The sequence below is a fragment of the Peptoniphilus harei genome, from assembly GCF_016726485.1.
In the GTDB taxonomy this organism is placed as follows: Bacteria; Bacillota; Clostridia; order Tissierellales; family Peptoniphilaceae; genus Peptoniphilus_A; species Peptoniphilus_A harei.
The window spans coordinates 1840918-1867239 of the sequence record NZ_CP068103.1; the positions used below are offsets into that span (position 1 = coordinate 1840918).

The 26322-nt window shown below is 31.8% G+C and carries 27 protein-coding genes; 2 read left to right on the forward strand and 25 right to left on the reverse strand.

What is annotated here, in order from left to right; genetic code table 11:
• Positions 1 to 21 precede the first annotated feature (21 nt).
• The 24 genes from rnpM to I6I93_RS08825 form a co-directional block, all read right to left on the reverse strand.
• Positions 22 to 285 carry an RNase P modulator RnpM gene (gene rnpM / locus I6I93_RS08710; protein ID WP_070701209.1) on the reverse strand — a complete coding sequence of 88 codons (264 nt, stop codon included), beginning with the start codon at positions 283 to 285 and terminating at the stop codon, positions 22 to 24.
• A 25-nt stretch (positions 286 to 310) separates the two neighbouring features.
• Positions 311 to 1591, reverse strand: a complete 1281-nt coding sequence (nusA, locus tag I6I93_RS08715; protein ID WP_112890217.1) for a transcription termination factor NusA — start codon at positions 1589 to 1591, stop codon at positions 311 to 313.
• Positions 1592 to 1602: 11 nt separating this feature from the next.
• A complete protein-coding gene (locus I6I93_RS08720; RefSeq protein WP_070701213.1) occupies positions 1603 to 2064 on the reverse strand; it encodes a ribosome maturation factor RimP in 462 nt (153 codons plus the stop codon).
• A gap of 104 nt (positions 2065 to 2168) precedes the next feature.
• A complete protein-coding gene (locus tag I6I93_RS08725) occupies positions 2169 to 6419 on the reverse strand; it encodes a PolC-type DNA polymerase III (protein WP_112890218.1) in 4251 nt (1416 codons plus the stop codon).
• Between the two features lie 4 nt (positions 6420 to 6423).
• Positions 6424 to 7479, reverse strand: a complete 1056-nt coding sequence (gene ispG / locus I6I93_RS08730; RefSeq protein ID WP_112890219.1) for a flavodoxin-dependent (E)-4-hydroxy-3-methylbut-2-enyl-diphosphate synthase — start codon at positions 7477 to 7479, stop codon at positions 6424 to 6426.
• A complete protein-coding gene (gene rseP / locus I6I93_RS08735) occupies positions 7476 to 8486 on the reverse strand; it encodes an RIP metalloprotease RseP (RefSeq protein ID WP_112890220.1) in 1011 nt (336 codons plus the stop codon). Before rseP ends, ispG begins: the two co-directional genes overlap by 4 nt.
• Before the next feature lie 9 nt (positions 8487 to 8495).
• Complete coding sequence (locus I6I93_RS08740; RefSeq protein WP_112890221.1) at positions 8496 to 9278, reverse strand: phosphatidate cytidylyltransferase; 783 nt, start codon at positions 9276 to 9278, stop codon at positions 8496 to 8498.
• Positions 9279 to 9280: 2 nt separating this feature from the next.
• Positions 9281 to 10006, reverse strand: a complete 726-nt coding sequence (locus I6I93_RS08745) for an isoprenyl transferase (RefSeq protein WP_112890222.1) — start codon at positions 10004 to 10006, stop codon at positions 9281 to 9283.
• 45 nt (positions 10007 to 10051) lie between these two features.
• The gene (gene frr / locus I6I93_RS08750; RefSeq protein WP_070701221.1) at positions 10052 to 10609 is read right to left on the reverse strand and encodes a ribosome recycling factor; all 558 of its coding nucleotides are present in this window, start codon (positions 10607 to 10609) and stop codon (positions 10052 to 10054) included.
• 9 nt (positions 10610 to 10618) lie between these two features.
• Positions 10619 to 11323 (reverse strand): UMP kinase, encoded by a 705-nt coding sequence (pyrH, locus tag I6I93_RS08755; protein ID WP_112890223.1) that lies wholly within the window; start codon positions 11321 to 11323, stop codon positions 10619 to 10621.
• Between the two features lie 16 nt (positions 11324 to 11339).
• Entirely contained in the window at positions 11340 to 11984 is a 645-nt protein-coding gene (gene tsf, locus I6I93_RS08760) for a translation elongation factor Ts (protein ID WP_112890224.1), read from the reverse strand.
• Between the two features lie 71 nt (positions 11985 to 12055).
• Positions 12056 to 12829 (reverse strand): 30S ribosomal protein S2, encoded by a 774-nt coding sequence (gene rpsB, locus I6I93_RS08765; RefSeq protein WP_070701227.1) that lies wholly within the window; start codon positions 12827 to 12829, stop codon positions 12056 to 12058.
• Positions 12830 to 13077: 248 nt separating this feature from the next.
• Entirely contained in the window at positions 13078 to 13620 is a 543-nt protein-coding gene (locus tag I6I93_RS08770; protein WP_112890225.1) for a rubrerythrin family protein, read from the reverse strand.
• A gap of 111 nt (positions 13621 to 13731) precedes the next feature.
• Complete coding sequence (gene prfA, locus I6I93_RS08775; protein ID WP_112890226.1) at positions 13732 to 14799, reverse strand: peptide chain release factor 1; 1068 nt, start codon at positions 14797 to 14799, stop codon at positions 13732 to 13734.
• A gap of 8 nt (positions 14800 to 14807) precedes the next feature.
• Complete coding sequence (gene prmC, locus I6I93_RS08780; protein WP_112890227.1) at positions 14808 to 15638, reverse strand: peptide chain release factor N(5)-glutamine methyltransferase; 831 nt, start codon at positions 15636 to 15638, stop codon at positions 14808 to 14810.
• Positions 15639 to 15680: 42 nt separating this feature from the next.
• Positions 15681 to 15884 (reverse strand): 50S ribosomal protein L31, encoded by a 204-nt coding sequence (rpmE, locus tag I6I93_RS08785; protein ID WP_005956574.1) that lies wholly within the window; start codon positions 15882 to 15884, stop codon positions 15681 to 15683.
• Positions 15885 to 16022: 138 nt separating this feature from the next.
• Positions 16023 to 17459 (reverse strand): transcription termination factor Rho, encoded by a 1437-nt coding sequence (gene rho, locus I6I93_RS08790; RefSeq protein ID WP_112890228.1) that lies wholly within the window; start codon positions 17457 to 17459, stop codon positions 16023 to 16025.
• 8 nt (positions 17460 to 17467) lie between these two features.
• On the reverse strand, positions 17468 to 18433 hold the full coding sequence (gene glpX, locus I6I93_RS08795) for a class II fructose-bisphosphatase (protein ID WP_070701237.1): 966 nt from the start codon (positions 18431 to 18433) through the stop codon (positions 17468 to 17470).
• Between the two features lies 1 nt (position 18434).
• Positions 18435 to 19088 (reverse strand): fructose-6-phosphate aldolase, encoded by a 654-nt coding sequence (gene fsa / locus I6I93_RS08800; RefSeq protein ID WP_112890229.1) that lies wholly within the window; start codon positions 19086 to 19088, stop codon positions 18435 to 18437.
• Between the two features lie 3 nt (positions 19089 to 19091).
• A complete protein-coding gene (gene ispF / locus I6I93_RS08805) occupies positions 19092 to 19568 on the reverse strand; it encodes a 2-C-methyl-D-erythritol 2,4-cyclodiphosphate synthase (protein WP_112890230.1) in 477 nt (158 codons plus the stop codon).
• Positions 19565 to 20266, reverse strand: a complete 702-nt coding sequence (gene ispD, locus I6I93_RS08810; protein WP_112890586.1) for a 2-C-methyl-D-erythritol 4-phosphate cytidylyltransferase — start codon at positions 20264 to 20266, stop codon at positions 19565 to 19567. Before ispD ends, ispF begins: the two co-directional genes overlap by 4 nt.
• Before the next feature lie 4 nt (positions 20267 to 20270).
• The gene (locus I6I93_RS08815; RefSeq protein ID WP_112890231.1) at positions 20271 to 21713 is read right to left on the reverse strand and encodes a peptidoglycan D,D-transpeptidase FtsI family protein; all 1443 of its coding nucleotides are present in this window, start codon (positions 21711 to 21713) and stop codon (positions 20271 to 20273) included.
• Positions 21706 to 22971, reverse strand: a complete 1266-nt coding sequence (locus I6I93_RS08820; protein ID WP_112890232.1) for an FtsW/RodA/SpoVE family cell cycle protein — start codon at positions 22969 to 22971, stop codon at positions 21706 to 21708. Before I6I93_RS08820 ends, I6I93_RS08815 begins: the two co-directional genes overlap by 8 nt.
• Positions 22972 to 22975: 4 nt before the next feature.
• Complete coding sequence (locus tag I6I93_RS08825; protein WP_112890233.1) at positions 22976 to 23416, reverse strand: FHA domain-containing protein; 441 nt, start codon at positions 23414 to 23416, stop codon at positions 22976 to 22978.
• 125 nt (positions 23417 to 23541) lie between these two features.
• On the opposite strand from I6I93_RS08825, the gene I6I93_RS08830 reads away from it, so the two are divergent.
• Positions 23542 to 24150 (forward strand): regulatory protein RecX, encoded by a 609-nt coding sequence (locus I6I93_RS08830; RefSeq protein ID WP_112890234.1) that lies wholly within the window; start codon positions 23542 to 23544, stop codon positions 24148 to 24150.
• On the forward strand, positions 24151 to 24447 hold the full coding sequence (locus I6I93_RS08835) for a GIY-YIG nuclease family protein (RefSeq protein WP_112890235.1): 297 nt from the start codon (positions 24151 to 24153) through the stop codon (positions 24445 to 24447).
• A 36-nt stretch (positions 24448 to 24483) separates the two neighbouring features.
• On the opposite strand, the gene I6I93_RS08840 is transcribed toward I6I93_RS08835, so the two are convergent.
• Positions 24484 to 26316 carry an ATP-binding protein gene (locus I6I93_RS08840; protein ID WP_112890236.1) on the reverse strand — a complete coding sequence of 611 codons (1833 nt, stop codon included), beginning with the start codon at positions 26314 to 26316 and terminating at the stop codon, positions 24484 to 24486.
• Positions 26317 to 26322: the final 6 nt, after the last annotated feature.

The window sequence follows — 26322 nt, forward strand, 5'->3', positions numbered from 1 at the left end:
GAACACCTCCTAAAAAGAAGCTTAATCTACAGATTCAATTAGTTTCTCATAAACTTCCTCACTAATCTCTGTCGTGAATGCCCTATTTAAAGCTTTTGACTTTATCGCTTTTTCCAAACAACTTTTGTCATTGCATAAGTAAGCTCCTCTTCCATTTGCCTTTCCAGTTTTATCTATAAAGATTTCATCGTCTTTGTTCTTTACAACTCTAATTAAATCTTTCTTTTCTTTTTGTTCTCTACAACCTATGCAAGTACGCATAGGTACCTTCCTAATTTTAGTCATTACTTACTCCATTAAATTAAGAATTTTAAATGTTAACATCTTCATCTATAGAATTTGTTTCTATGCTTTCTTCATCCTCAATATTCATATCAGAGTTTTCATCAATATGAGAATCTGATTCTTCAGGATGTATTTCAGTTGTTTCTAAATTTTCTCCAGATTTTTCAAAGTCTTCAGATATTTCCTCAACTTCTTCATCAGAAAATTCTTTTTTAGCATTTTCAAATTCTTCTTTAAGTTCTTCTTCTGTTATATTTCTCTCTTCAAGGTATTCTTCAAACTGAAGATTTGATTTTATATCTATCTTCCATCCGGTTAATTTTGCAGCAAGCCTAACATTTTGACCTTCCTTACCAATAGCAAGAGAAAGTTGGTAGTCAGGAACTATTGCAAGTGCAGATTTTTCTGCTTCATTAACAAATACTTTTTCAACCTTTGAAGGGCTTAGGGAATTTGCAATAAACTTGTCTATTTCCTTCTCGAATATAACAATATCTATTTTTTCATTATCAATTTCATCAACTATTGCATTTACTCTTTGACCCTTGTATCCAACACAAGCTCCTAGAGGATCTACTTCTGGGTCTCTTGAAAATACAGCGATTTTTGTCCTTGAACCAGCTTCTCTAGAAATAGAGTATATTTCAACTATTCCTTCACTTACTTCAGGGATTTCTAATTCAAATAATCTCTTTACTAAATCTGGATGAGATCTTGAAAGGACTATTTGAGGTCCTTTTGTTGATTTTTCTACTGATAGAATCAACATCTTATATCTATCCCCGTGATTATAGGACTCACCATTAATTTGTTCACTATAAGGAAGAATTGCCTCAGTAGTTCCTAAATCAACATAAACATTGTTATAAGCTTTTCTTTGGACAAGACCAGTTATAATTTCTTTTTCTCTTTCAACGTATTCATCGAAAACAATATCTCTTTCAGCATCCTTTATTCTTTGGATTACCACTTGTTTAGCTGTTTGTGCAGCAATTCTACCAAAATTTTTAGGATGAATTTCTAGATTATATATGTCTCCAATTTCATAACTTGGGTCTAATTTCTTTACCTCTTCTAAAGATATTTGTAGTTGAGGGTCTTCCACAACATCTACAATTTCTTTAGAGGAGTATAATTTGATTTCTCCAGTTTCTCTATCCATATTTACGATTACATTTTCTGATGTACCATAATTTTTTCTATAACTAGAGACTAAGGCCGATTCCAAAGCTTCAAAGACAATTTCTTTAGAAATCCCTTTTTCTTTTTCGATTTCATTTAAAGCGTCAATAAACTCTTGATTCATTTATTCCTCCATTAAAATTTTATAGTTTGTTTCATTGATGAAATTGATTTAATTGGTATTGCCAATTCTTTCTCATCTTTCATAAAATAAATATTCTCGTCATCATATTTATCCAAAACAAAACTAAATTCTTTCTGTCCGTCTATTGGAGCATAAAGTTTTACATCAACTTCATTGCCAACATTTCTTCTATAGTCATCTTTTGTTTTAAGAGGCCTATCAAGTCCAGGAGAAGAAATCTCAAGATAGTATGGATTTTTCAAAGCTTCTAAGTTATCAAGTTTCTTTTCTAAACTTCTACTCATTTCGGTGCAGTCATCTAAATCAATGCCTTCTTTTTTATAAATAAAAATTGACAAAAGATCATGCTTTGATCCATTTTGAAATTCTATGTCTACAATTTCGTAGCCAAGTTCTTCTGCTACCTCTTCAGCTAGTGGGTAGATTTCTCTTTTTAATTCTTTTTTATTCACTTAACACCTCACTACTAAAAAACAAAGAGTGGGCTTCCCCACTCTTTACTCTAAATATCTTACTTAATTAAATTATAACACAAATTGCTATAAATACAAGTTTTTCAAAAATTGAATAATGAAATTTGATTGGTTTCATCAAGGTCTTTTAATATTCCATTTTTTTGTAAAATTGTAATAACAGAATTCCCAGCCTTTGTTCTTTTGGAAAAATCTTCTATTGATAAATAATTAGATTTTTTTGATTCTTCTTCTATTTTGTTAGCACAGTTTTCGCCTACACCAGGTATTGCCCTAAGTGGCATTCTAATTTTTCCATCTTCAATAGTAAATTTAGATGCTTTTGACTTATAGATATCAGGACTTAAAAATTCAAATCCTCTCGCATACATTTCAAGGGCTACTTCAGATACTCTTATCTCTCCCTTGTCCTTAGCTGTTGGTTTTTCAATATCTCTTAAAATTTTAATTCTATTTTTGAGAAAGCCTGGACCTTCAATAATATTCTCTCCATTAAAATCATTTAGTTTAATAGTAAAGAAAGTTGCATAAAAGGCTAAAGGATGATTGAGCTTATAATAAGCAATTCTGAAAGAAAGCATTACATAAGCAACTGCGTGAGCCTTAGGGAACATGTACTTGATTTTCTTACAAGAATCAATATACCACTCAGGCAAATCTAAGTTTTTCATTATATTTTCTTGTTCTTCAGTTAGGCCTTTTCCCTTTCTTACTTTTTCCATAGTATCAAAGGCCATTTTATTTTCAGCACCTGCATTTATTAGATATACCATGATGTCTTCCCTTGTAGCGATAACATCTTTTAATTCAGCTCTACCAGAATCAACTAACTCTTGGGCATTAGAAATCCAAACGTCAGTACCATGGGATAGGCCAGATATTCTCACAAGATCTGCAAAGTTTTTTGGTTTTGTTTCTAGTAACATAGATATAACAAAAGAAGTTCCAAATTCTGGTATTCCTAGTGTCCCAGTCTTGCAAGAGAAAATATCTTCATCCATGTGAAAGGCTTCCGCACTATTAAATATAGAAAGTGTATTTTGATCATCAAGCCTAATTGTACTAGAGTCTATTCCAGTGAAGTCCTCTAACATTTTAATAATTGTTGGACCATCGTGACCTAGTATATCCAATTTCAAGATTTTTCCATGAATAAAGTTATAATCAAAATGAGTTGTTATAACTCCTGAACTTGGATCGTCTGCTGGATATTGAATTGGTGTGAAGTCGAAAATTGAATTTGTTTTAGGAACAATCATTACACCGCCAGGGTGCTGTCCACTAGTTCTTTTACCATCAGTGATCGCCCTTGAAAGTCTGTCAATTTCAATTGGTGAGATACGCTGATTTTCAAAATATTTTTTCACATAACCATAAGCAGTTTTTTCAGCAATTTTTCCTATAGTTCCTGCCCTAAATACATACCCTTCTCCAAATAACTCTTCAGTGTATTTATGGGCTCTAGGTTGATACTCACCAGCAAAGTTTAAATCTATATCTGGTTCCTTATCTCCATAAAAACCTAAGAAAACTTCAAACGGAATATTGTGCCCATCTTTTATGAGTTGGGTTCCACATTTAGGGCATACTTTATCTGGCATGTCAACCCCAGATCCATAAGTTAAGTCTTCAGTAAATTCAGAATATTTGCAGTTAGGACAAATGTAGTGTGGTGGAAGGGGGTTTACTTCTGTTATATCTGCCATTGTTGCAACAAAAGAAGATCCAACAGACCCTCTAGAACCTACTAGGAATCCATCATCATTTGATTTTTTCACAAGTTTTTGTGCAATAATATATAGAACTGAATAACCATTTGAAATAATAGATTTTAGTTCCTTCTCCAACCTGTCTTCAACAATCTTAGGAAGAACTTCTCCATAAATGTCATGGGCCTTTTTGTAAGTCATATCCCTTAAACTTTCATCAGAACCTTCAATAACTGGTGGATAAGTTCCATCTGGAATTGGTTTTATATCCTTAATAAAATCTTTTAATTCATTTGTATTAGTTACAACAACTTCATAGGCTTTGTCTTGACCTAAGTAGGAAAATTCATCTAGCATTTCTTCTGTTGTCTTAAAATAAAACTTTTGGTTTCTACTAGATCTTGGATCAGGTCTACCAGGTTTGCCGTTTAGGACAATTTTTCTAAGGAGGTCCTCGGACTCCTCTATATAATATGTGTCTGAATCAGCAACAACAGGAATATTTAGTTCTTCTCCAAGCTCTAAGATTTTTTTGTTTATATCTCTTATATCTTCTAGTGTATATTTTCCATCTTCAATTGACATAATGTTGTCACTTGCTGGCTGGATTTCTAGAAAATCATAGTAAGATGCAATTTTAACTAATTCTTCATGAGGACACATCCTATATATAGCATCAAACAATTCTGAATTGGCATTACCAGATCCAACAAGAATTCCTTCTCGATATTTATCTAATAAACTTCTAGGAACTTTTGCAACAAAATTAAAGTATTTCATATGCGAATCAGAAATTAACATATATAAGTTTTTCAAACCAACTTCATCTTTAACTAACAATAATAAAGAAGATTCGAATAAACGTTTAGAATCTGTGTTTTTTATTTGTTGATTTAAAATTTCAAAATTGAAATCTTCTTCCTCTCTTTTAATTTTGTCAATTAACTTTATAAAAACCTCTGCTGTAGCTTCAGCATCATTAACTGCTCTATGCGCTCCCACAAGAGACACACCAAGATTTTTACAAAGAGTTCCAAGATTGAATCTCTTCATATGTGTCATTGTTGCTCTTGCCATTACAAGTGTATCAAGTATTGGATGGTTAAATTCTAAGCCATTGTTAGCATACTCTCTCCTAATAAATGAAATATCAAATTTTGCATTGTGGGCAACTAGTACGGCATCTTTAGCAAATTCATAAAATTTAGGAATAACCTCTTCTATTGTAGGTTCATTTTCAACTAAGGAGTTACTAATCCCTGTTAAATTAACAACAACTTGAGGAATTTCTTTTTCAGGGTTAATAAGTTGTGAAAATCTATCTGTTATAATACCGTCTTTTATTTTTACTGCACCAATTTCTGTAATTTTATCATTTCTAGATGAAAGACCAGTAGTTTCTATATCAAAGACTACGTAAGTATCGTAAGTTTTTCCATCTATATAGTTAGTTACAATTTTTTCCTTATCATCAACAAAATTTATGTCTGTTCCATAAAGAATTTTAAGTCCAGTTTTTTCTCCGGCCTCCATTGCTTCTGGGAAACCTTGAACGTCATTAGTATCAGTAATGCCAATTGCATCATGTCCCCAAAGTTTAGCTCTATTTGCAAAGTCAGTAAAAGATGTAACACCAGACATCTGAGACATTTTGGAATGAATTCTTAACTCTGTTCTCTTTTCATCAGAATAATCCATCCTAAGGACCTTATCTCTTTTTTCAATGTACCTAATCATAATAGTTTCACATTTTGAGAAATTATCATAGGACACATTTCCAGTAATAACAACATGGTCACCTACACCGAAGCTTTCTAAGAACTCTTCTGCCTTGTCAGGTTTTAAGAATATTTTTGCAAGAGTTGATGATGTGTAGTCTGTAATAGAAAGGGAAATCAAAAAGTTACCGTTTTTAAGTTCTCTACTTTCTAAATTAAATATATCGACTTCAACACTTACCTTTTGTGAATTTACATTAACATCAACTAGCTTTTCTATTATTCCTATATCTTTTTTTCCATAGGAGTTAGATTTTTTAATTTTCTTTTCTTTAGACTTATTTTCTATTTTTGTCTTTACTTCAATTTCATGTTTAGTAGAAATAACTTCTTCAGCTTCTTCTATTTGAGAAATAAAGTTTTCAATATTATCCTCTACAAGATCTTTTTTATCAAAATCAAATTTTATACTGAAGTTACCAAAAACTTTTAATTCTTTTTCCAGATATGATGCAAACCCATTTTGACTTAAGCTATAAAATGCTTCTTCACTAGGTAGTTTTATATTTATTAAACCAATTTTATCATTTTTATTTATTAGAACATCCTTAATCCATATTTGTGATGAAGGATTGTACTTCAAAATTTCAGCATAAATTAAATCATCTTCACTTTTATAAAGAGAAGATGATTTAAAGTCAATATAAGTCTTGTATTCTTCTAAGCTTGTAGAAAAAATTTTAGAAATTTCATTCTTAAAATTTATTTCTAAATCATTTTTTGAATTAATTACAAAATAAACTTCTCCTTTATTTTTGTTTCTTCTAATTGACTCTATATAAATGTCATCTGGAACATCATTATAAGAAGAATTTAATTTTTGTAAAATATCTTTTAATAAAATCAAATTATCACCCAATTTTTTCGATTTCAGATAAAAGTTCTGTTAGTAGTTTATCTTCTGGAACTTTTTTTATTATTTCTCCCTTACGGAAGATTAATCCTTCACCATGTCCACATGCAATACCTATATCGGCCTCTCTTGCCTCACCAGGTCCATTAACAGGACATCCCATAATTGCCACCTTTAAATTTTTATCGATCTTATAAAGTTTTTCTTCAGCCTGATTTACTATTTCTATTAAATCTACCTTAGTTCTTGCACAAGTTGGACAGGAAATTAAATCTATGCCCTCTCTTCTAAGGTCAAGTGCTTTTAAAATATCTTTTCCAGCAATTATCTCATCACTAGGATCAGATGTTAAAGACACCCTAATAGTGTCGCCAATACCTTCAGCTAAAAGAGTACCTATACCTATGGCAGACTTTACAATACCTTTTTTAGGGCTTCCTGCTTCAGTTACTCCTAAGTGAAGAGGATAGTCTGACATTTCAGAAAACTTCCTATAACTTTCTATTGTTAGATTTACACTAGAAGCTTTTAGAGATACTGCTATGTCATGAAAATTATTTTTTTCTAACAATTCGATTTCTTCCATAGCACTATAACAAATGGAGGATGCATTAACTCCTTTAAATTTATCCAAAAATTCTTGTTTTACAGAACCAGAGTTAACTCCTACTCTTATTGGAATATTGTGAAACTTACAAGCTTCAATAACTTCCTTTATCTTCCAAGGAGCTCCAATATTTCCTGGGTTAAGCCTTATTGCATCTGATTCATTTTCACAAGCAGCAAGTGCTAGCTTATAATCAAATTGTATGTCTGATATTATTGGAATATTAATCTCTTTTTTAATTTCTCTAAGTGCGGCTGCATCTTCTAAATCATTAACAGCCATCCTTATTATGTCACAACCTAGTTCTTCTAGATTTTTTGTTTGTGAGACAGTTGACTTTATATCTTTAGTATCTGTGTTAGTCATAGATTGAATAGAGATGAAAGAATCTCCGCCAACTGGGACATTTCCAACATAAACTTTTTTTGTTTTTTTTCTATTTATCATTTATTAAACAACCTTCCAATATCATTAAAAATAGTTACGTAAATCATTAAAGAAAATAAAAGACTTATACCTATTAGTGAGAGTCCTTGCTCAATTTTTTCATCTATGGGTTTACCTCTAAGGGCTTCAATTAATAAAAATAAAAACTTTCCTCCATCAAGTGCAGGAATTGGGAGCAAGTTAAAAACACCAAGATTGACTGATATTAGTCCTAAAATCTGTAGAAAATTTAAAAATCCCTTTGAAGACTCTGAACCAATTAATTGTACAACACCAACAGGGCCTGATAAGTATTCCATTTTAAAAGAACCAGAAAACATCATTTTAATACTTTTGAGAATCAATTTGGACATTTCTAAAGTTCTATTTGCCCCAAGACTAATGGATTTTAATAGTGAATGATCTAGCTTTGAAGTGATACCAATTAAATACATCTGATTTTCTACAGAATACTCAGGTTTTATCTTTAAATTTAATATATTTCCTTCTCTATTAATTTGAAAATCCATTTCTTCTTTTTGATTTTTGGAAATTATTGAATTTATATCGTATATGTCCTTAACCTTATTTTCATTAATTTTTATAATTAAATCGCCTGATTGTATTCCTGCCTTATCTGCAGGTGAGTTAGAAATAACTTTTTCAATTTCACTTGATCCATATCCTACTATGGAAAAAATAAGGGTAAAAGCAATAAAAGCCAATACGAAATTCATAAAGGCTCCAGCTAAAACAACTGCCATTCTTTTTACGATGAAAACATTGTTAAAGGCTCTTGGGTCATGGGAGTTATCTTCCTCGCCTTCCATAGCAACATAGCCTCCAACAGGAAGGGCTCTTAAACTATAAAAGGTTTCACCTTTTTGTTTCTGATAAATTTTTGGACCCATACCTATGGAAAACTCATTAACTTTAATTCCTGATAATTTGGCAACAGCAAAGTGACCAAATTCATGAAGCATAACAACGAGTAAAAAAACAAGTAAAGAGCTAATTAAAGTAATCATTTATTCTCCTTAAATAAAATGGTACAGAATATACACGAAGGGGCTTATAAATATAAGACTGTCAAACCTGTCAAGTATTCCACCGTGACCAGGTAAAATCTGTGCATAATCTTTTATACCTGTGAATCTCTTAATCTTTGATGCAAACAAATCTCCAAACTGTCCAGCAATGGAAGTAAGGAAAATAATTATGATTACAACAAGATTAAGGTCGTAAATAAAATTATATTTATTTAAAAGTGTGAAATACACAGCTGTTAATATAAGAGCAAAAAAAGTTCCACCAACGGCACCTTCTATCGATTTATTAGGACTAACTCTTTCAATTAACTTGTGCTTGCCAAAAGTAGAACCTACAAAATAAGCAAAGGTATCTGTGGTAAAGGCAATTACAAAAGCAGAAATAATTATGTAAATATCATCAAGACTTCCTAGTAAATTTAAGAAAAATACTGTATAGAAGTAGGCCATATTTGTAAAGGAATAATTGCTCAAATTATAGTCTTCTAAAATTACATACAGAGAAGAATTAAAAATAAAATAAAAAACAAGGGCAAAGGTTAAGTTTTTATCAAAAATTGAGCACAAAAAAGTTACCAGAGCCCCTAAAAGTAAACTTGGCAAATAAAGTTTGATTTCTTTTTTTATTAGTGCGTTGTATAGCTCTCTTATTGCCTCAAGAGTTAAAATAAAAATTGAAAACTTTATAGCATTTAATCCTAAGTAAAAAATTAAAATTAATAGACCAATACCCACTATTCCTGTTGAAACTCTTTTTTGTAAATCAGTCAAGATTATAATCCTCCGTATCTCCTATTTCTTTTTTGAAAATCATAAATGGCCTTATAGAATTCCTCTTCATGAAAGTCTGGCCACAATATATTAGAAAAATAAAACTCGCTATAGGCTAGTTGATATAATAAAAAATTAGAAACTCTAAGCTCACCACTTGGTCTTATAAGTAGGTCCAGATCTTCTTGATCTCTTGAATATAAATAATCCTTAAAAGATTCTGTATCAATATCTTCAAGAGATAGCTTACCAGCAATAACATCTTCACAAATCATTTTGCTAGCTCTAACTATTTCACTTTGTCCCCCATAATTTAGACCAATATTTAATATCATTTTATCATTTGATCTAGTTTCCTGCAATGCAGTCTCGATTAGTCTAACTATCTTATCAGGAAAGGCTTTATAATCTCCTAAGACATTTATTCTAATATTATTTTTTTTAATTTTTTCAAGTTGATTTTTAATATAGTAGGCAAGTAAATCCATTAACTTAGAAATCTCTTCATCAGGTCTCTTCCAGTTTTCAGTAGAGAAGGCATAAAGAGTTAAAGATTTAATATTGATTTTATAGGCTGCTTCTACAATTTCGATTACCCTTTGTGTTCCTTCTCTATGTCCAAAAGTTCTTGGCATTTTTCTTTTCTTTGCCCATCTTCCATTTCCATCCATTATTATGCCTACGTGTTTGGGAATATTTTCTAAATCTAATTTATCGTAATAATTCATAAAACTCCTTAAAAAAAGAGCCTTAGAATAATCTAAGGCTAAAAATTAAATTTCCATAAGTTCTTTTTCTTTTTCTTCTGCTACACCATCGATGTCTTTAATATATTTATCAGTTAACTTTTGAATATCTTCTTCATAAGTTTTTCTATCATCTTCAGATATTTCTTTAGCTTTTTCAGCTTTTTTAATATCTTCCATAGCATCTCTTCTAATGTTTCTAACAGAAACTTTTGCTTCTTCCGCATACTTTCCAACTAACTTAGTAAGATCTTTTCTTCTTTCTTCAGTTAGTTGAGGTATAACAAGTCTAATAACTTTTCCGTCATTTGAAGGAGTTATTCCCAAATCAGACTTTTGTATTGCTTTTTCAATTTCAGGAATTAATGTAGCATCCCAAGGTTGAATAGCAAGCAGTCTTGCTTCTGGTGCAGAAAGACTAGCAACTTGATTAAGTGGAGATTGTTGTCCATAATAATCAACGTAAATCTTGTCAAGCAAACTTGTATTAGCACGTCCTGCTCTTATAGACTGAAGTGATTCAGTAAGTGAGTCAACAGATTTTGACATTCTTGACTCAGTATTTTTTTTAAGATCAGATATCATAGTATCCTCCTATTTAACATTAGTACCAATGTCTTCGCCACAAACCACTTTATACATTGCATCTTCTTCATCTATTCCAAATACTTGAAGCGGAATATTCTTGTCCATGCAAAGTGTAGTAGCTGTGCCGTCCATAATTTTTAAGTTTTTATTTAAAATTTCCCTATAAGTTAGATTATCAAACTTTTTAGCATCAGGATTTATGTTAGGATCGGAATCATATATACCATCTACTCCTTTTTTAGCTAAAAGAATGACATCAGCATCTATTTCAGCAGCTCTAAGCGCTGCTGCAGTATCAGTTGAGAAATATGGATTTCCAACTCCTGCTGAGAAAATAACTACACGACCCTTTTCTAAGTGTCTAATAGCTCTTCTTCTTATATAGGGTTCTGCAACTTGCTTCATTTCAATAGCAGTTTGCACACGAGTAATAACGCCTAATTTTTCTAAGGAATCTTGAAGTGCTAAAGCATTCATTACAGTGCCAAGCATTCCCATATAGTCAGATGTAGCACGGTCTATGTTGTTTTCGTCACGTCCTCTCCAAAAGTTTCCGCCACCAACAACTATTCCAGTTTCTACTCCTGAGTCATAGATTTTCTTAACTTGCTTAGCTATTAGGTTGACATAGTCTATGTCGATTCCAACTGTATTTGATCCTGCTAATGCTTCTCCGCTGAGTTTTAAAACAATTCTCTTATATTTTGGCATTTACTCCTCCAATTTGTTATCCTATTTGTTTTGCTACTTCTGCTGCAAAGTCTTCTTCTCTCTTTTCAAGACCTTCGCCAACTTCAAATCTAACAAATCTTCTAATTTTAATGTTTTCGCCAATCTTAGCAATTAAATCATTAAGAATGTCTCTAATTTTCTTGTCTGAATCTTTAATGAAGTCTTGGTCAAGTAGACAAATTTCTTCATAGAATTTTTCAAGTCTTCCTTCAACCATTTTTTCAATTATATGTTCAGGTTTGTTTTCACTTCTTGCTTGTTCAGTTAAAATATTTTTTTCGTGTTCAACTTCCTCAGCAGGAACTTCTTCACGACTAACATATTTAGGAGCAACTGCTGCGATTTGCATTGCAATATCCTTAACAAAGTCTTGGAATTCTTCGTTCTTAGCAACGAAGTCTGTTTCTGAGTTTACTTCAACTAAAACACCAATTCTTCCGCCGTGAACATAAGATTCAACGAGACCTTCAGAAGCTATTCTAGAAGATTTTTTAGCAACAGAAGCTAATCCCTTTTCTCTTAAAAAGTCCACTGCTTTGTCCATATCACCATTTGTCTCTGTTAAAGCCTTTTTGCAGTCCATCATACCTGCTCCAGATTTTTCTCTTAATTCTTTAACCATTGCTGCTGTAATAGCCATTTTAATTCACTCCTTATTTATTTTAAAAAAAGAGAGTTATAAAGGATTACTTTAGAACTCTCGAAATATCTTTACTCTTCTATAGCTGACTTTTCATCCTCAACTGCTTCTTCTTCAGAAACTTCTTGAGTGGATTCATCATAATCTGTATCTTCTATTTGACTGCCTTGTTTTCCTTCGATAACTGCATTAGCAATTGTTTCTGTAATTAGTTTAACTGCTCTAATAGCATCATCGTTTCCTGGAATTGGAATATTAACTTCTTCAGGATCACAGTTAGTATCAACAATACCGATTACAGGAATTCCTAAAATATGAGCTTCTTTAACTGCAATATTTTCTTTTTTAGGGTCTACTACAAATAAAGCTTGAGGCATACCCTTCATTTCTTTAATTCCACCTAGGAATTTTTCAAGCTTTTCTCTTTCGTGAAGTAATTGAGAAACTTCTTTCTTTGGAAGAACGTCGAAAGTTCCATTTTCTTCCATTTCATATAATTTGTAAAGTCTTTCAATTCTGTTCTTTATAGTCTTGTAGTTAGTTAAAAGACCACCTAACCATCTTTGGTTAATGTATGGCATACCACATTTAGTAGCTTCTTTTTCAATTGCATCTTGAGCTTGTTTCTTTGTACCTACAAAAAGTACTTCTCCACCGTTAGCTGCAATTTCTCTTACAAAATCGTAAGCTTCTTCTACTTTTTTAACTGTTTTTTGAAGGTCGATTATATAGATACCATTTCTTTCGGTAAATATAAATCTCTTCATTTTAGGGTTCCATCTTCTAGTTTGGTGTCCAAAGTGTACACCAGCTTCTAATAAGCTTTTCATTGAAATTACTGACATTTAAGCCACCTCCGTGTTTTTTCCTCCATTTTCATCTTTTGTCATCGGGACCAAATTGGCAACTCCAAAGACATCAGAAAATGTGTGTATTTCATATGTGCATTTCTTACCGGATAAAAGTATAACACAAGCACAGAAAATTAGCAATAAATACTTTGGTTTATGACATTTATTTTTTCTGAAGTCTAATAATTAATATAATACAAAAAATCTCCCCATTTAAAATGAGGAGACTTTTTTAACAAAAATTAATAAGCAACAAATTTGCTTCCTGCGCATCCACAGATTGGACATTTATCTTCTTCTTCGAAAGTAATATATCCACATACTGGGCATAGGTAGATGTTTTCAACATCTAAATCTTTTCCAGCATCTACAGCTTCTTTAGCTGTTTCAAATCTCTTAGCATGAACTTCTTCAGCTGCTGTAGCATATTTCATTGCTCTAACAGCTTCTTTTTCTTCTTGCATTTCTGCAACTGCGATGAAAGCAGGGTACATTTGAGTTGACTCAAAAATTTCTCCGTTTTTAGCAGCTTCAAGATTTTCAGAAGTTGAATTAATTCCAAATCCTGCCATTGAAGTTACAGGGAAATCTCCTGAAACATCTTTTAAAGCTTTAAAGTGAAGTGTAGCGTGAATTTTTTCTGCATCAGAAGTAGCATCAAAAAGTCTTTTAACATTTTTGAAACCATCTTTTTCTGCTACATCTCCCCAGATGTTATATCTAGTACGTGCTTGAGATTCGCCACCGAATGCTGATCTTAAATTGTCACTTGTCATTTGATTCATAATATTACCCCCATAAAATTTAATAATAAAACTACCATCATCATTATAGAATATTATTAATGAAAAATCAAATAGTCTATTAAAATTATACTAAATAAATAATAATTATTTTTATGATATTTTTTCTAACTTTTGAGTTTGATCATAAGTGATTAGTGCATCTATTATTTCATCAAGGTCACCGTCATTTATTTCATTTATCCTGTGTGATGTTAAGTTGATTCTATGATCAGTTACCCTACCTTGAGGATAGTTATATGTCCTTATTCTTTCAGACCTATCGCCTGTTCCAATTTGAGATGATCTTTCCATGGACTCTTTTTCATTTTGCTCTTGTAACTTCAAATCATAAAGCTTAGATCTTAAAAGTTTCATGGCCTTTTCTTTATTTCTTAGTTGTGATTTTTCATCCTGGCATGAAATGACTATTCCTGTAGGAATATGTGTAAGTCTTACAGCTGAGTCTGTTGTATTTACACATTGACCACCATTTCCTGATGCACGAAAGACATCAAACTTAATTTCTGTTGGATCAATTTCTATGTCAACGTCTTCAGCTTCAGGTAATACTGCAACAGTAGCTGTAGATGTATGAATCCTTCCTCCACTTTCAGTTTCTGGAACTCTTTGAACCCTATGAACACCAGATTCATATTTTAGTCTTGAATATGCCCCATTTCCAATTATCATAAAGACAATTTCTTTATATCCACCAATTCCTATTTCATTTGATGACATAGTCTCAACTTTAAAGCCACATCTTTCAGCGTATCTAACATATTGTCTATAAAGAACTCCTGCAAATAAAGCAGCTTCATCTCCACCTGCACCAGCACGTATTTCTACCATTACATTCTTGCTGTCATTTTTATCCTTAGGAATCAAAAGAATTTTTAACTCATTTTCAAGTTCTTCAACCTTTTTACTTCCTTCGTTTATTTCTTCTCTTACAAGATCCTTAAAATCGTCGTCTAATTTCTCTTTTATTAACTCTTTATTCTCATTTAATGTATTTAAAGTTTCTTTATACAATTTATATTTACCAACAATAGGCTCTATTTCGGCGTGCTCAATAGCTTTTTGTTGGTAAAGTTTAGAGTTATTTATAATATCAACGTTACTAAGATCCTTTTCTAATTCTACTAATCTATCTTCAAATACTGAAAGTTTTTCGTACATAATAACCTCTACATCCTTAACTGTCCAACTACGACTCTATCCAGTTTACTCAAATCTTTAATAACTTCTACATCAAATTTATCTTCCATGAGGGCACATATATCTTTAGCCTCATCATGTCCAATTTCAAAAACCAAGTATCCTCTATCATTTAAATATTCTGGTGCTTTTTCAATTATTTTTCTATAAAAATAAAGTCCATCTTCTCCACCATCAAGGGCAAGTCTAGGTTCATGTTTTCTTACTTCAACCTGTAGCTTCTCTATTTCATCAGATTTTATATAAGGAGGATTTGAGTAAATTATATCAAACTTATTTTTAATATTTGAAAACAAGTCACTCTTTAGTACTGTTATTGTTGATCCTATTTTTTCTTTATTGATTTTAGTATTTTCAATTGCCTTTTGACTTATATCAACAGCAGTAACATCAACTTTTGTTTCAAGGTCAACGCTAATGCTGACAATCCCTGTGCCACAACCAATTTCTAACATATTATTAATCTTGTTATTTTTTATTATTTTTAATAGGGTTTCTACGGATATTTCTGTATCTTGTCTAGGAATCAAAACATCTTTAAGAACTTTGAAGCTTCTTCCATAAAAATCTTCTTCACCTAAAATATATTGTATCGGCATACCATTTTTTCTTTTGTCTAAAATCTCGAAATATCTTTCTTCAACTGTTGAATCTAATAGCTCACTATCATGAGCCACTAGATATGATAAATCTTTATTTAAAAGAAAGCTTAGGATTCGTCTTGTTTCATATATTGGATCAGTATATTCTAAATCTTTTAAATATTTTCTACCTTCTATTAAGGCCTCTTTAATTTCCATAAATTTAAGTAATAAAAAAGGTTAGCTAGGCTAACCTCATTGTCATTTATTTCTCTTATATCTGCTGTTGAATTTCTCAATTCTTCCGCCGTGATCAGAGAGTTTTTGCTTTCCTGTAAAGAAAGGATGACAAGCTGAACAAATTTCAACTTTTAAATCTTCTTTAACGGATCCTGTTTTAAAAGTGTTGCCACATGCACAAGTTACAGTAGCTTCTTTATAATCTGGATGAATTCCTTTTTTCATTGTATTGCCCCCTTAAACTTATTTTATAACTCAATTTTTATATTATAACACAATTTTCACTCTAGTGCAAACACAACTATTTGCTTAATTATTATATAATATTAAGATTAAATTTTCAAGATTTTATTATTGGAAATCTTATCTAACAAAATATTTTTTTAAAAATTCCTTATTATTTTTAGTCTTTGAAATGGAATCTAAAAATCTTTCTGTTACATCTTCTATATTTTCTTCTGACAATTTATTTCTAAATTCATAACTGAAGTCCAACTCTCCCTTGCTAAGCAAAAGTTCTTCTTTCCTTGTATCTGACTTTAATATATCTATAGCTGGGAAAATCCTTTTTTCTGATAGACTTCGATTTAGATGGAGTTCCATATTTCCTGTACCTTTAAACTCTTCGAAGATGACATCATCCATCCTTGAACCAGTGTCTACAAGAGCAGTGGCAAGTATGGTTAAGCTGCCGCCCTCTTCAATGTTTCTTGCTGCCCCGAAAAATCTCTTTGGCTTGTGAAGTGATAGAGGATCCAGACCACCTGATAGAGTTTTACCACTAGCTGGTGTTGTTAAATTGTAAGCTCTTGAAAGTCTTGTAAGAGAATCAAGTAAAATTACTACGTCTTCTTTGTTCTCAACAAGTCTTTTTGCTCTATCAATAACCATCTCAGCAACCCTAGTGTGATTCTTAGGATTTTCATCAAAGGTAGAATATACTACTTCTCCTTTTACAGACCTTTTCATGTCTGTAACTTCTTCAGGTCTTTCGTCTACTAACAGGACTATTAAATGAAGATCTGGATAATTACTATTTATAGATTTAGAAATCTTTTTAAGTAGAGTAGTCTTTCCTGATTTTGGTTGTGAAACAATAAGGCCTCTTTGTCCAAAACCAACAGGAGCCAAGAGGTCAATAATCCTCATAGCCCTGTCTTCAGTTTCTAAATTAATCTTTTCCTTTGGATAAATTGGAGTTAGGTTATCAAAAAAAGGTCTATTAATTATTTTTGAAGGATGAAAATTGTTGACAGACTTGATGTATAAAAGAGCATTGAAATTTTCTCCGTCTTTTGGTGGAGATTTTATTCCAAGGATTTCATCGCCATTCCTAAGTCTAAACTTTCTTATCTGCGAAGGCGAAACATATATATCTTCTTCACTTGGAAGATAATTAATTGTTCTTAAAAAACCATATCCATCCTGGTGAAGTTCAAGTATTCCTCTTACATAATTTTTATTGTCAAGATTTTTTAAAATTTCTGCAGCGTTATCAGATAAATCTAGCTTATCAATTTTTTGTGATTCTTTTTTTAACTTTATTTCTTTTATAAGCTCATCTTTTTTTAAGGAATATGATTTTTCTATTTTACATTCTTTCGCCAGTTCCCTAAGTTCTGAAACCTTGAGTTTATCTAAGTCTTTATCAGATAGTGAAGAAGCAGGAGTTTTACCTGTCTCTATAAACTCTTTTAAGTCTTCTACATTATAATTTTCAGGATTTTCAAGACCAAGGGATAAGGCTATTTTTCTCAAGTCATCTATTGATTTATTATTTAATTCAATTTTGTTAGTCATGACAAAAATTATTTAGCATAATCTGGTTTTAAATCAAGAGAGTGGACTGATCTTATAAATCTTTGTGTTCCACTTGGAAGTCTCAATACAAGAGTGTCTGTCTTTGCCTTGTTATCGCCATAGTATTTTACTCCATCAAGAATTTCTCCTGAAGTAATACCTGTAACTGAAAATATAACTTCATTTCCTTTTACAAGATCATCAATTGAATAGATTTTCTTTAAATCAGAATGAAGGTCCTTACATCTAGCTTCTTGTTTTTCATCTGTTGGATGAAGTCTTCCTTGGAAGTCTCCACCTAAACATTTAAGAGCAGCTGCTGCTATTACACCTTCTGGAGCTCCACCTCTACCTATTACTAGATCAATTCCTGAATCTTCGTAACAAGTTTCAATAGCTGTAACAATATCACCATCAGAAACTTTCTTAACTCTTGCTCCAACAGCGATAATTTCTTTTATAATTTCTTCGTGTCTTGGTCTATCAAGAACAGCAACCGTTATTTCTTCAATATTTTTGTTGAGAGCCTTAGCTACTCTTTTAACATTTTCTGAAGGAGAATCATCAAGTTTAATTGCTCCTTTAGCTTTTGGTCCACAAGCAATCTTATCCATATAGATGTCTGGAGCATTTAATAAGCATCCTTTAGGTGCTACTGCAAGTACAGCTATAGAGTTATCTGTTCCATTGGCAATTGAATTTGTACCATCAATTGGGTCAACTGCAATATCAACTTGGTCTTCCCCTTCTTTTGTACCAATTTTTTCACCAATGTAAAGCATTGGAGCTTCGTCGATTTCACCTTCCCCAATAACTACAGTTCCATCAATATCAACTGTATCAAACATTCTTCTCATTGCGTCTACTGCTGCACCATCAGCTGCATTTTTGTCGCCTTTTCCTAACCACTTACCTGCTGAAAGGGCCGCTGCTTCTGTTACTCTTGCTAAGTTTAATGCTAAATTTCTGTCCATCCTATTTCTCCTTTGTCTTTACGCTTTTAAAATCTTCTAAAAATTTCTTTAATCCTGCGTCAGTTAACTGATGCTTAATCATTTCTCTAAATATCTTATAAGGAATTGTACCTATATCTGCACCAGTTCTTGCTACATCTTCTACGTGATTTATATGTCTTATACTTGCAGCTATTATTTGAGTATGGTATCCGTACTCCTTGAAAATATAAGCAATATCTGCCACAAGATCCAAGCCTGATTCTCCAATGTCATCAAGTCTTCCCATGAAAGGACTCACATAAGTTGCACCTGCATTTGCAGCAAGGATAGCTTGCGAAACTGAAAATATTAAAGTTACATTAGTTCTTATGCCTTCTTTACTTAAAATACTTACAGCCTTAAGTCCTTCTTCAATCATTGGAATTTTTATGACAATATTATCTGAAATCTTTGCAAGTTCTCTTGCTTCTTTAAGCATTCCATCTAAATCAGTGGAAATAACTTCAGCTGAAATATCTCCATCAACGATTTCGGATATTTCCTTTATGACATCCTCAAAAACTCCACCACTTTTTGCTATTAAGCTTGGATTAGTAGTAACTCCTGACAGGACACCCCAGGAGTTAATTTCTTTAATTTCATCAATATTAGCAGTATCGATAAAAAACTTCATTTTTTAATCATCCCTTTCAAGTAATACTACAGCTTCTGAAGAGATACCTTCCCCTCTTCCAACAAAGCCAAGTCTTTCTGTCGTCGTAGCCTTTATAGAAACATTATATATATCAGTCTTTAAAATATGTGCAATAGTCTTTCTCATATCGTCAATATGACTTGCAAGCTTAGGAGCCTGACATGCTACAACAGAATCTATATTTCCAATTTTATAATTTTTTGACTTCATTATCTCATAAACCTTACTTAGAAGTACTTTTGAATCAATATCTTTATACTTATTGTCATTGTCTGGAAAATGATAGCCAATGTCCCTTAAGGCAAGGGCACCTAAAATGGCATCCATAATAGCATGAATAAGAACATCAGCATCAGAATGTCCCAAAAGTCCTCTTTCATAGGGGATATCAATTCCACCGATTATAAGTTTTCTATCCTCAACTAGTTTATGAACGTCGTATCCTATTCCTATTCTCAAATTTTCACCTTCTTAACAAGTATTTGTGCAATAGACAAGTCCTCTCTTGTAGTAATTTTTATATTATCGTAAGAATTGTAAATTAATTTTACTTTTACTCCAGTCTTTTCAACTAAAGAGCAGTCATCTGTACCATAATATCCTTCTGCATAAGCCTGACTATAGGCTTTCATTATAATTTCTTTTCTGAAAACTTGTGGAGTTTGAACTTGCCATAGTCTATCTCTATTTGGTGTGTAATCTACTAGCTTACCATCTGTCGACACTTTAATTGTATCCTTAACAGGATTTGCAAGAACAGAAGCCCCAGTGTCCATTACATTTTCTATAGCTTCGTCTATTTTATCTACTGATACAAAGGGTCTTGCGCCATCATGGGTTAAGACAATATCTGTTTCATGAGGCATATTTAAAAGTCCATTATTAATGGAATCTTGTCTTTCTTTTCCACCATAAACTATTTTGTAGTCCATGTGTATCTTATGTTTCTTGATAGTATCATGAACATAGCGCATATCACTTTCTTTTACAATAAGAAGTAAAAAGTCAACGTATTTGGATTTTTCAATTTTTTTAATTGTGTGAGCAAGTATTGGAATTCCATCAATTGTCAAAAACTGCTTATTTATGCCCATTTTCATTCTCTTGCCCATACCTGCTGCTGCAACTATGGCAGTAACAAATTTATCCTTATACACAGTATCACTCTTCTTCAAGTTGTAAATTATTAATAGCGTACTTTAAAAGTTCTCCTGCAATTGGAGCTGCTGCTTGAGACCCATAGTCCTTAACATTAGGAATAACTACAGAAATTGCAATTTGTGGATCGTCAGCTGGTGCAAATCCAACAAACCAAGCATTATTTGTTCCTTCTTTAAGGTCAAGTTGTGCAGTACCAGTTTTACCTGCAACCTTTACTCCTGAAACATAAGCTTCAGTTCCAGTACCATTGTTAACAACATTGACCATGTATTTTGTGATTTGGTCAGCATTTTCTTTTGAAGTAACTTCACTTAAGACTGTTGGAGTATTTCTAATTACATTTTTACCATCAGATGAATCTATCTTCTTAACTATGTGAGGTTGCATCATGACTCCGTCATTTGCAATAGTAGACGCAATCATACACATTTCAAGTGGTGTAACTAAAATGGTGTCATGACCGATACCACCTGCACCAAGGGCAGTCCTGTCGAAATCATTTCTCTTAAAGGTCCAAGTAGAAGTTTCCAAAGGTAGTTCAAAATCAACCTTTTTGTTAATCATATACTTCTCAGAAACTTGACCCATGACATCAATCCCCATGTCAACAGACTTTCTAACGAAATAAGTGTTAAGAGAATTTGTAAAAGCCTTCCTAAGGTCTACTCTGCCGTATGTTTTATTACCAGCATTCCTAAACTCTCTTCCATTGTCAATTTTTTCCATACCTTCATCAGTGTATTTTTGAGAAATTCCCGATTCTAAAATTGCAGTTGTTGTAACTATTTTATAAACAGACCCTGGTGCAAATTTGCCCTTTGTGGAACTGTTAAAAAGAGCACCATTGTTAGCTTCATTTATTTTTTGCATATCTTTTGCAATATTTTGAGAATTGAAGTCTGGGAGAGAAACCATGGATAGGACTTCTCCTGTCTTTGGATTCATAATAACAACAGATCCCTTATCTGATCTTGATGATAATACAGATCTAGTTTTTTCTTGTAGGTCCGTATCTGTTGTAAGGGTAATGTCATCTCCAGTGTAAGGGTCGTAATTTTTATTTATTATGGACTTAAAAGTCTTTAGTATTTTGGAGCCTTCCTTACCAACGAGATAGTCATTCAACTCTTTTTCAAGACCATATTTATCAACTATTTTGTCAGAATAGCCAATAATATGAGAATAAATTATTGGCTGATTATAAATCCTATGGTAATTATATTTTTCACCATTGGAGTAAGCTAAGATTTCGTGATTCCTATCATAAAAAGTTCCTCTTTTTACCGAGTTTTCTCTTAGTTCACTTCTTCTGTTAGCTGGGTGTTTTACAATATCATCAGCCTTAAAAACAGTAAAGTAAGTTAAATATATAATTGGAGCAACTAATAAAATCATTAGAAATACAAGTAATACTAGAATTCTTTTATTATCTTTACTATTCATTGTCCACTCCTTTTTCATATTTATATGATAAATCTTCGCTTGTCACTTGTAAAATACCTAAAGCAACAAAGCTTGAATTAAGAGAACTTCCTCCATAGGAAATAAAAGGAAGAGTTAGACCTGTCATTGGGATAAGTTTTATAACTCCTCCAATGTTTAAAAAGGCCTGTACTGTAAATAAGATTGCAACTGAAAGTGCAAGAATCCTATAAAATAAATATTCTTGATTTAAGGCAATTTTAATGGCTCTATAAACTAAGAGCATATAGAGCATGATAATTCCTATACCAGTCAAAACTCCCATTTCTTCACAAATTGCTGAGAAGATTACATCGGAATAAGCAAAGGCAATTTGTTTTGGGTAACCCAAGCCAATTCCCTGGCCAATAAATCCTCCTTCTCCTATACCGAAAAGAGATTGAACAATTTGTCTAGCAGAATTAACAACCTTATCAGCAGTCCAAGGATTTAACCAAATATCCACCCTATTCCTAACGTGGGAGAATAAAAAGTAGCCCGTAACAGATCCCACAGCCATTAAGCCAATATTAACAAGAATTGATTTTCTGTTCTCATCGTAGACATATTGGATAAGGGTATAAATAGCAATAAAAATTGCAGCTGTTCCCAAGTCTCTTTGAATAAACAAAAATCCTACAAAAATATATATTACTCCCATTAAGTAATATGAAGTATACTTATAATTTAATTTTTTTAATCTTGTTTGGAAAGTTGTGTAAAAAGAAGCTATTAAAAATATTACTAAGATTTTAGTAAATTCGGACAACTGAATTGTTATATTTTCAGAAATTTCTATCCAGTTTTTGGCACCATACTTGGATGGAGCAAGAATAATTGTGAGCAAGAAAAATAAAATTGAAAGCCCTAAATAAAGACCTGTCATATATTCTAATCTTCTCATTGCCCTAATAATAAAATAAGTTAAATAAAAAACTAAAATGCCTGCTAAAACCCATATAAGTTGTCTAAGTCCAAGTTTTGGAGACAACCTGTAGATGGTTATTATTCCAAGACTTAAAAGCATGGAAACTATTAAGAAAATATAATTATCGCCAGAAGAAACCCTGCCTAGGACTAGGTTGGAAATATAAACTATTAAGATTAGTCCTAAAAATAAAATAACTATGTACCTATCAATATTATTGTTATTAAAAGTAAATAATAACAAAATACTTAAAATTTCAAAAATTAATAGTAAGTTTCTAGGTTTTCTCTGTTTAAAAATTTTATCTAACACATTTTCACCTTTTATCTACAAAAATAAATTGAATAAAGCCAACTCCAATTTTGTCATTGTTTTGAAGTTCAATTAGCTCATTTGGATCAATTTTTACACCATTTAAAAATGTACCATTTGCAGAACCCAAGTCCTCTAAATAATATCTTTGGTTCTTTACACGGATTAATAAATGATTTTTACTTACGAATTTATCTTTGATGACAACATCGTTTTTAGAACTTCTTCCGAGACTAATATCGCCATCTATTACATAGTATTCCTGCATCTTAAAATTTAAGGAATCAAGTCTATTTACAACTTTTAGATAGGCATCATCAAGAGAACCACCGCCACTTGTTATGCTCTTAACATCGAGATACATTAATCTTAAAATACTAAATATAAAAAGGTAAATTAAGATAATAAATACATATCTCAAAACTTGTGAGATTAACTCAAACATATTACACCTCTCAGTCTTAAACTCTATCTAATTATATACTTTTTGCTCTTAATTTTCCAATATTTTGTTAATTTAGATAAATTGGTGAATTAGAGCTTTTATGATAAAATATTTTTGGTGATAAAATGATTATTTCTAATATTATTTTTGATAAGAAAAAATTTATTATTAGCTTCAATAATGACGAAGAAATAAAAATTTCTGAAGACACCTTGGTAAACTTTGGACTATATAAGGGCCAAGAAGTTGAAGAAGAATTTGTAGAAAACTTAAAGTTTGAAGATGAGAAGACAGAAGCCCTTCTCCTATCCTATAAATTTTTACAAAGAAATAAAACTAAGAAGCAACTAGTGGATCATTTATATAAAAATAAAATTCCAAGAGAGATAATAGAAACTATCTTGCCAATTCTCGAAGAAAAAAAATATTTAAATGATGAAGACTACGCAAGAAGATACCTTAACGATGCATTAAATATAAAAAAATATGGTAAAAACAAGACGAGATATATGTTGATGTCTAAAGGAATCGAAAGAAATGTAATTGATAAGGTTATGGAAAATTATGATTATGAATTAGAATACATGAACGCTCTTGAGCTTGTTAAAAAAAGAATTTCAAAAGATGAGTCTGATCCTAAAAAAATTTACTCTGCCAAGAACTATCTTCAAGGTCGTGGATTTGAGTTCGAAATAATAAACTTTACAGTTGACGATTATCTAAGCGGTGAGTAAATGGCATCTTACGTTTATATTTTAAAATGTGCTGATGAAAGCCTCTATACTGGCTACACAGTAAATCTCGAAAAGAGATTAAAGACTCATAATGATGGAAAAGCTTCTAAGTATACAGCTTCAAGATTACCTGTGAAGATGGTATTTAGTGAAGAGTGCCTAGACAAGTCTGACGCATTAAAAAAAGAATATTTTATAAAAACTCTAACAAGAGAAAATAAGATTAAATTAATTAAAAACAAAGCATCACTTCAAGAACTTTACGATACTTACTTAATAAAAAAATCAAAAAAATAAAGACTTAAGTTTAAATACAAACCTAAGTCTTTATTTTTATTTTATCTTATACATTTCCGTTAAAAAGTTTGTTTCTTTTTCTATTAATTCAATTTCACACAACTTATCTAAATTGTTCTTAAACTCATCATAGGACAAGTTTTCACCAGATTTTTTATTGTAATTCATAAGTGCTCCATTTAGGTTGGATGTATCTATGGGAAGCAAATCTTTTATATCTAAAAAGAACTTCTCATAAACTTCTTCGTCGTGGGATGTTAATTCGTCAAATGGATTTTCTGTGTGAGGTGAAATTGTATTAGCTGCCCTTATCCTTACAAAGGAAGTCCTCCCCTTCTTTGCTGATGAAATGAAAACATCACCTGAACTTAAATAAGGAAGTCTCTTTGTTTCATCAGATGATAGGTCTGTCTCTTCCCTAATTGTGTCTATGTCTGAAGCCCTAACTGTCCTAAAAATTAATTTAGTATTTAATTGAGCCGTTATGGTTTCATCTAGGAGAGTTGGTCTTTGTGTTGCTAAGATTAAAAAGACACCATACTTTCTTCCCTCTTGAGAAATTTCACGCAAGATTGATTTTGAAGGTGTGTCAAAGCCCTTCGGTGCAAAATTGTGGGCCTCGTCAGTAATTATAATAAAAGGTGGAAAGTAGTCAACTTTAACATTATTCCTATAAAGTTCGTCCCTGTATTCCTTTCTCAAATAATATAACTTTGCCAAAAGATAAGTTGAAAATACATTTATCATCCTTGTGGAGCCTTGAAGTACAACTAACTTTCTTCTCTTTAATAGGTCCAAAAGCTCATCAATATTATGAGAGAATATTCCCTCTCCTTGTAGGGTCATAAGTCTCCACAAGACTCCACGGACACTCATGGAGTTACAAGTCTTATCATATCTTTCATAAATATCTAAAACTTCTTCAAGCCTATCTCTTCTCGTTTGGTCCTCTTCAATTGCTATCTCTTGTAAAATTTTATCTCTTGATCCAATTTCTTGGCCTTCTAGTAAGAAGTCTAATTTATTCTTAAAGGATTCAAAACTAGCACCCTTTGAGAGCATAACATCTATTACATTGTTCATGGAATCAGTAAGAGGCGATGCAGCGTTTAAAAGGTTTTTTAAATCTCTTTTTTGCAATTCTTGAAACTTTATTCCCGTGTGAATTCCAATTTCAAGACACTTGAACTTATCACTGTAGTCCTTATCTGAAATTTCAGAATTATTTGTAAAGTCCATTTCATAATGGGGGTCCATTACAATTGTTGGTACTCCCATTTCCATTAGTTCTTCCAAGACAACTCTTAGGCCAAAGGATTTACCACTCCCAGATCCACCAAAAACCCCAATGTGGGGATATTGATGCATTGACTTGTAGTCAAATAAGTAAGGAAGTTCTCTTTGTTTTATGAATTCATTATTTTGAAAAGTTGTAAATAAACCTTTATAAATATCATCCATTCCCTCAGCAATATTATCAGTATTTTTTATAGAGCCTAAGATTAAAGACTCCTTAGGAAGAGTGTCAATTAATAAATTTTTTATTTCATCAAAAACTGGTGCTCTTAAATCACTCCCTGTTAGGGGTGGATATAGAAGTTCTTCAAAAAACCTTAGCTTTGCAACATAAACTGTTTCATCTCCAACATCGTATCCCATAGATCCAAGGGATGACAAAACGTCACTGTCAATAAAGTCACCGCCAATATCAAGAGGAATAAAGCGGTTAAAAGTTTGCGAATCCACAACTTCTCCAATGATATCGCCTTGAACTGGGTCTTCAACTATTAAAAACTCATTGTTCCTAAAGTTTTTTTCCTTAGAACCAATATATACTTCTCTTGTTGTTGTAACTCCAAGTACCTTCATATTTCC

Excerpts from the sequence above, each read along its gene's own strand:
- rnpM (WP_070701209.1), bottom strand. The coding sequence starts at position 285 with ATGACTAAAATTAGGAAGGTACCTATGCGTACTTGCATAGGTTGTAGA.
- nusA (WP_112890217.1), bottom strand. The coding sequence starts at position 1,591 with ATGAATCAAGAGTTTATTGACGCTTTAAATGAAATCGAAAAAGAAAAA.
- ispG (WP_112890219.1), bottom strand. The coding sequence starts at position 7,479 with ATGATAAATAGAAAAAAAACAAAAAAAGTTTATGTTGGAAATGTCCCA.
- rseP (WP_112890220.1), bottom strand. The coding sequence starts at position 8,486 with ATGATTACTTTAATTAGCTCTTTACTTGTTTTTTTACTCGTTGTTATG.
- I6I93_RS08745 (WP_112890222.1), bottom strand. The coding sequence starts at position 10,006 with ATGAATTATTACGATAAATTAGATTTAGAAAATATTCCCAAACACGTA.
- frr (WP_070701221.1), bottom strand. The coding sequence starts at position 10,609 with ATGATATCTGATCTTAAAAAAAATACTGAGTCAAGAATGTCAAAATCT.
- pyrH (WP_112890223.1), bottom strand. The coding sequence starts at position 11,323 with ATGCCAAAATATAAGAGAATTGTTTTAAAACTCAGCGGAGAAGCATTA.
- tsf (WP_112890224.1), bottom strand. The coding sequence starts at position 11,984 with ATGGCTATTACAGCAGCAATGGTTAAAGAATTAAGAGAAAAATCTGGA.
- rpsB (WP_070701227.1), bottom strand. The coding sequence starts at position 12,829 with ATGTCAGTAATTTCAATGAAAAGCTTATTAGAAGCTGGTGTACACTTT.
- I6I93_RS08770 (WP_112890225.1), bottom strand. The coding sequence starts at position 13,620 with ATGAATCAAATGACAAGTGACAATTTAAGATCAGCATTCGGTGGCGAA.
- prfA (WP_112890226.1), bottom strand. The coding sequence starts at position 14,799 with ATGTACGAAAAACTTTCAGTATTTGAAGATAGATTAGTAGAATTAGAA.
- prmC (WP_112890227.1), bottom strand. The coding sequence starts at position 15,638 with ATGGAAATTAAAGAGGCCTTAATAGAAGGTAGAAAATATTTAAAAGAT.
- rpmE (WP_005956574.1), bottom strand. The coding sequence starts at position 15,884 with ATGAAAAAAGGAATTCATCCAGATTATAAAGAAGCTACTGTAACTTGT.
- rho (WP_112890228.1), bottom strand. The coding sequence starts at position 17,459 with ATGACTAACAAAATTGAATTAAATAATAAATCAATAGATGACTTGAGA.
- glpX (WP_070701237.1), bottom strand. The coding sequence starts at position 18,433 with ATGGACAGAAATTTAGCATTAAACTTAGCAAGAGTAACAGAAGCAGCG.
- fsa (WP_112890229.1), bottom strand. The coding sequence starts at position 19,088 with ATGAAGTTTTTTATCGATACTGCTAATATTGATGAAATTAAAGAAATT.
- I6I93_RS08815 (WP_112890231.1), bottom strand. The coding sequence starts at position 21,713 with ATGAATAGTAAAGATAATAAAAGAATTCTAGTATTACTTGTATTTCTA.
- I6I93_RS08825 (WP_112890233.1), bottom strand. The coding sequence starts at position 23,416 with ATGTTTGAGTTAATCTCACAAGTTTTGAGATATGTATTTATTATCTTA.
- I6I93_RS08830 (WP_112890234.1), top strand. The coding sequence starts at position 23,542 with ATGATTATTTCTAATATTATTTTTGATAAGAAAAAATTTATTATTAGC.
- I6I93_RS08835 (WP_112890235.1), top strand. The coding sequence starts at position 24,151 with ATGGCATCTTACGTTTATATTTTAAAATGTGCTGATGAAAGCCTCTAT.
- I6I93_RS08840 (WP_112890236.1), bottom strand. The coding sequence starts at position 26,316 with ATGAAGGTACTTGGAGTTACAACAACAAGAGAAGTATATATTGGTTCT.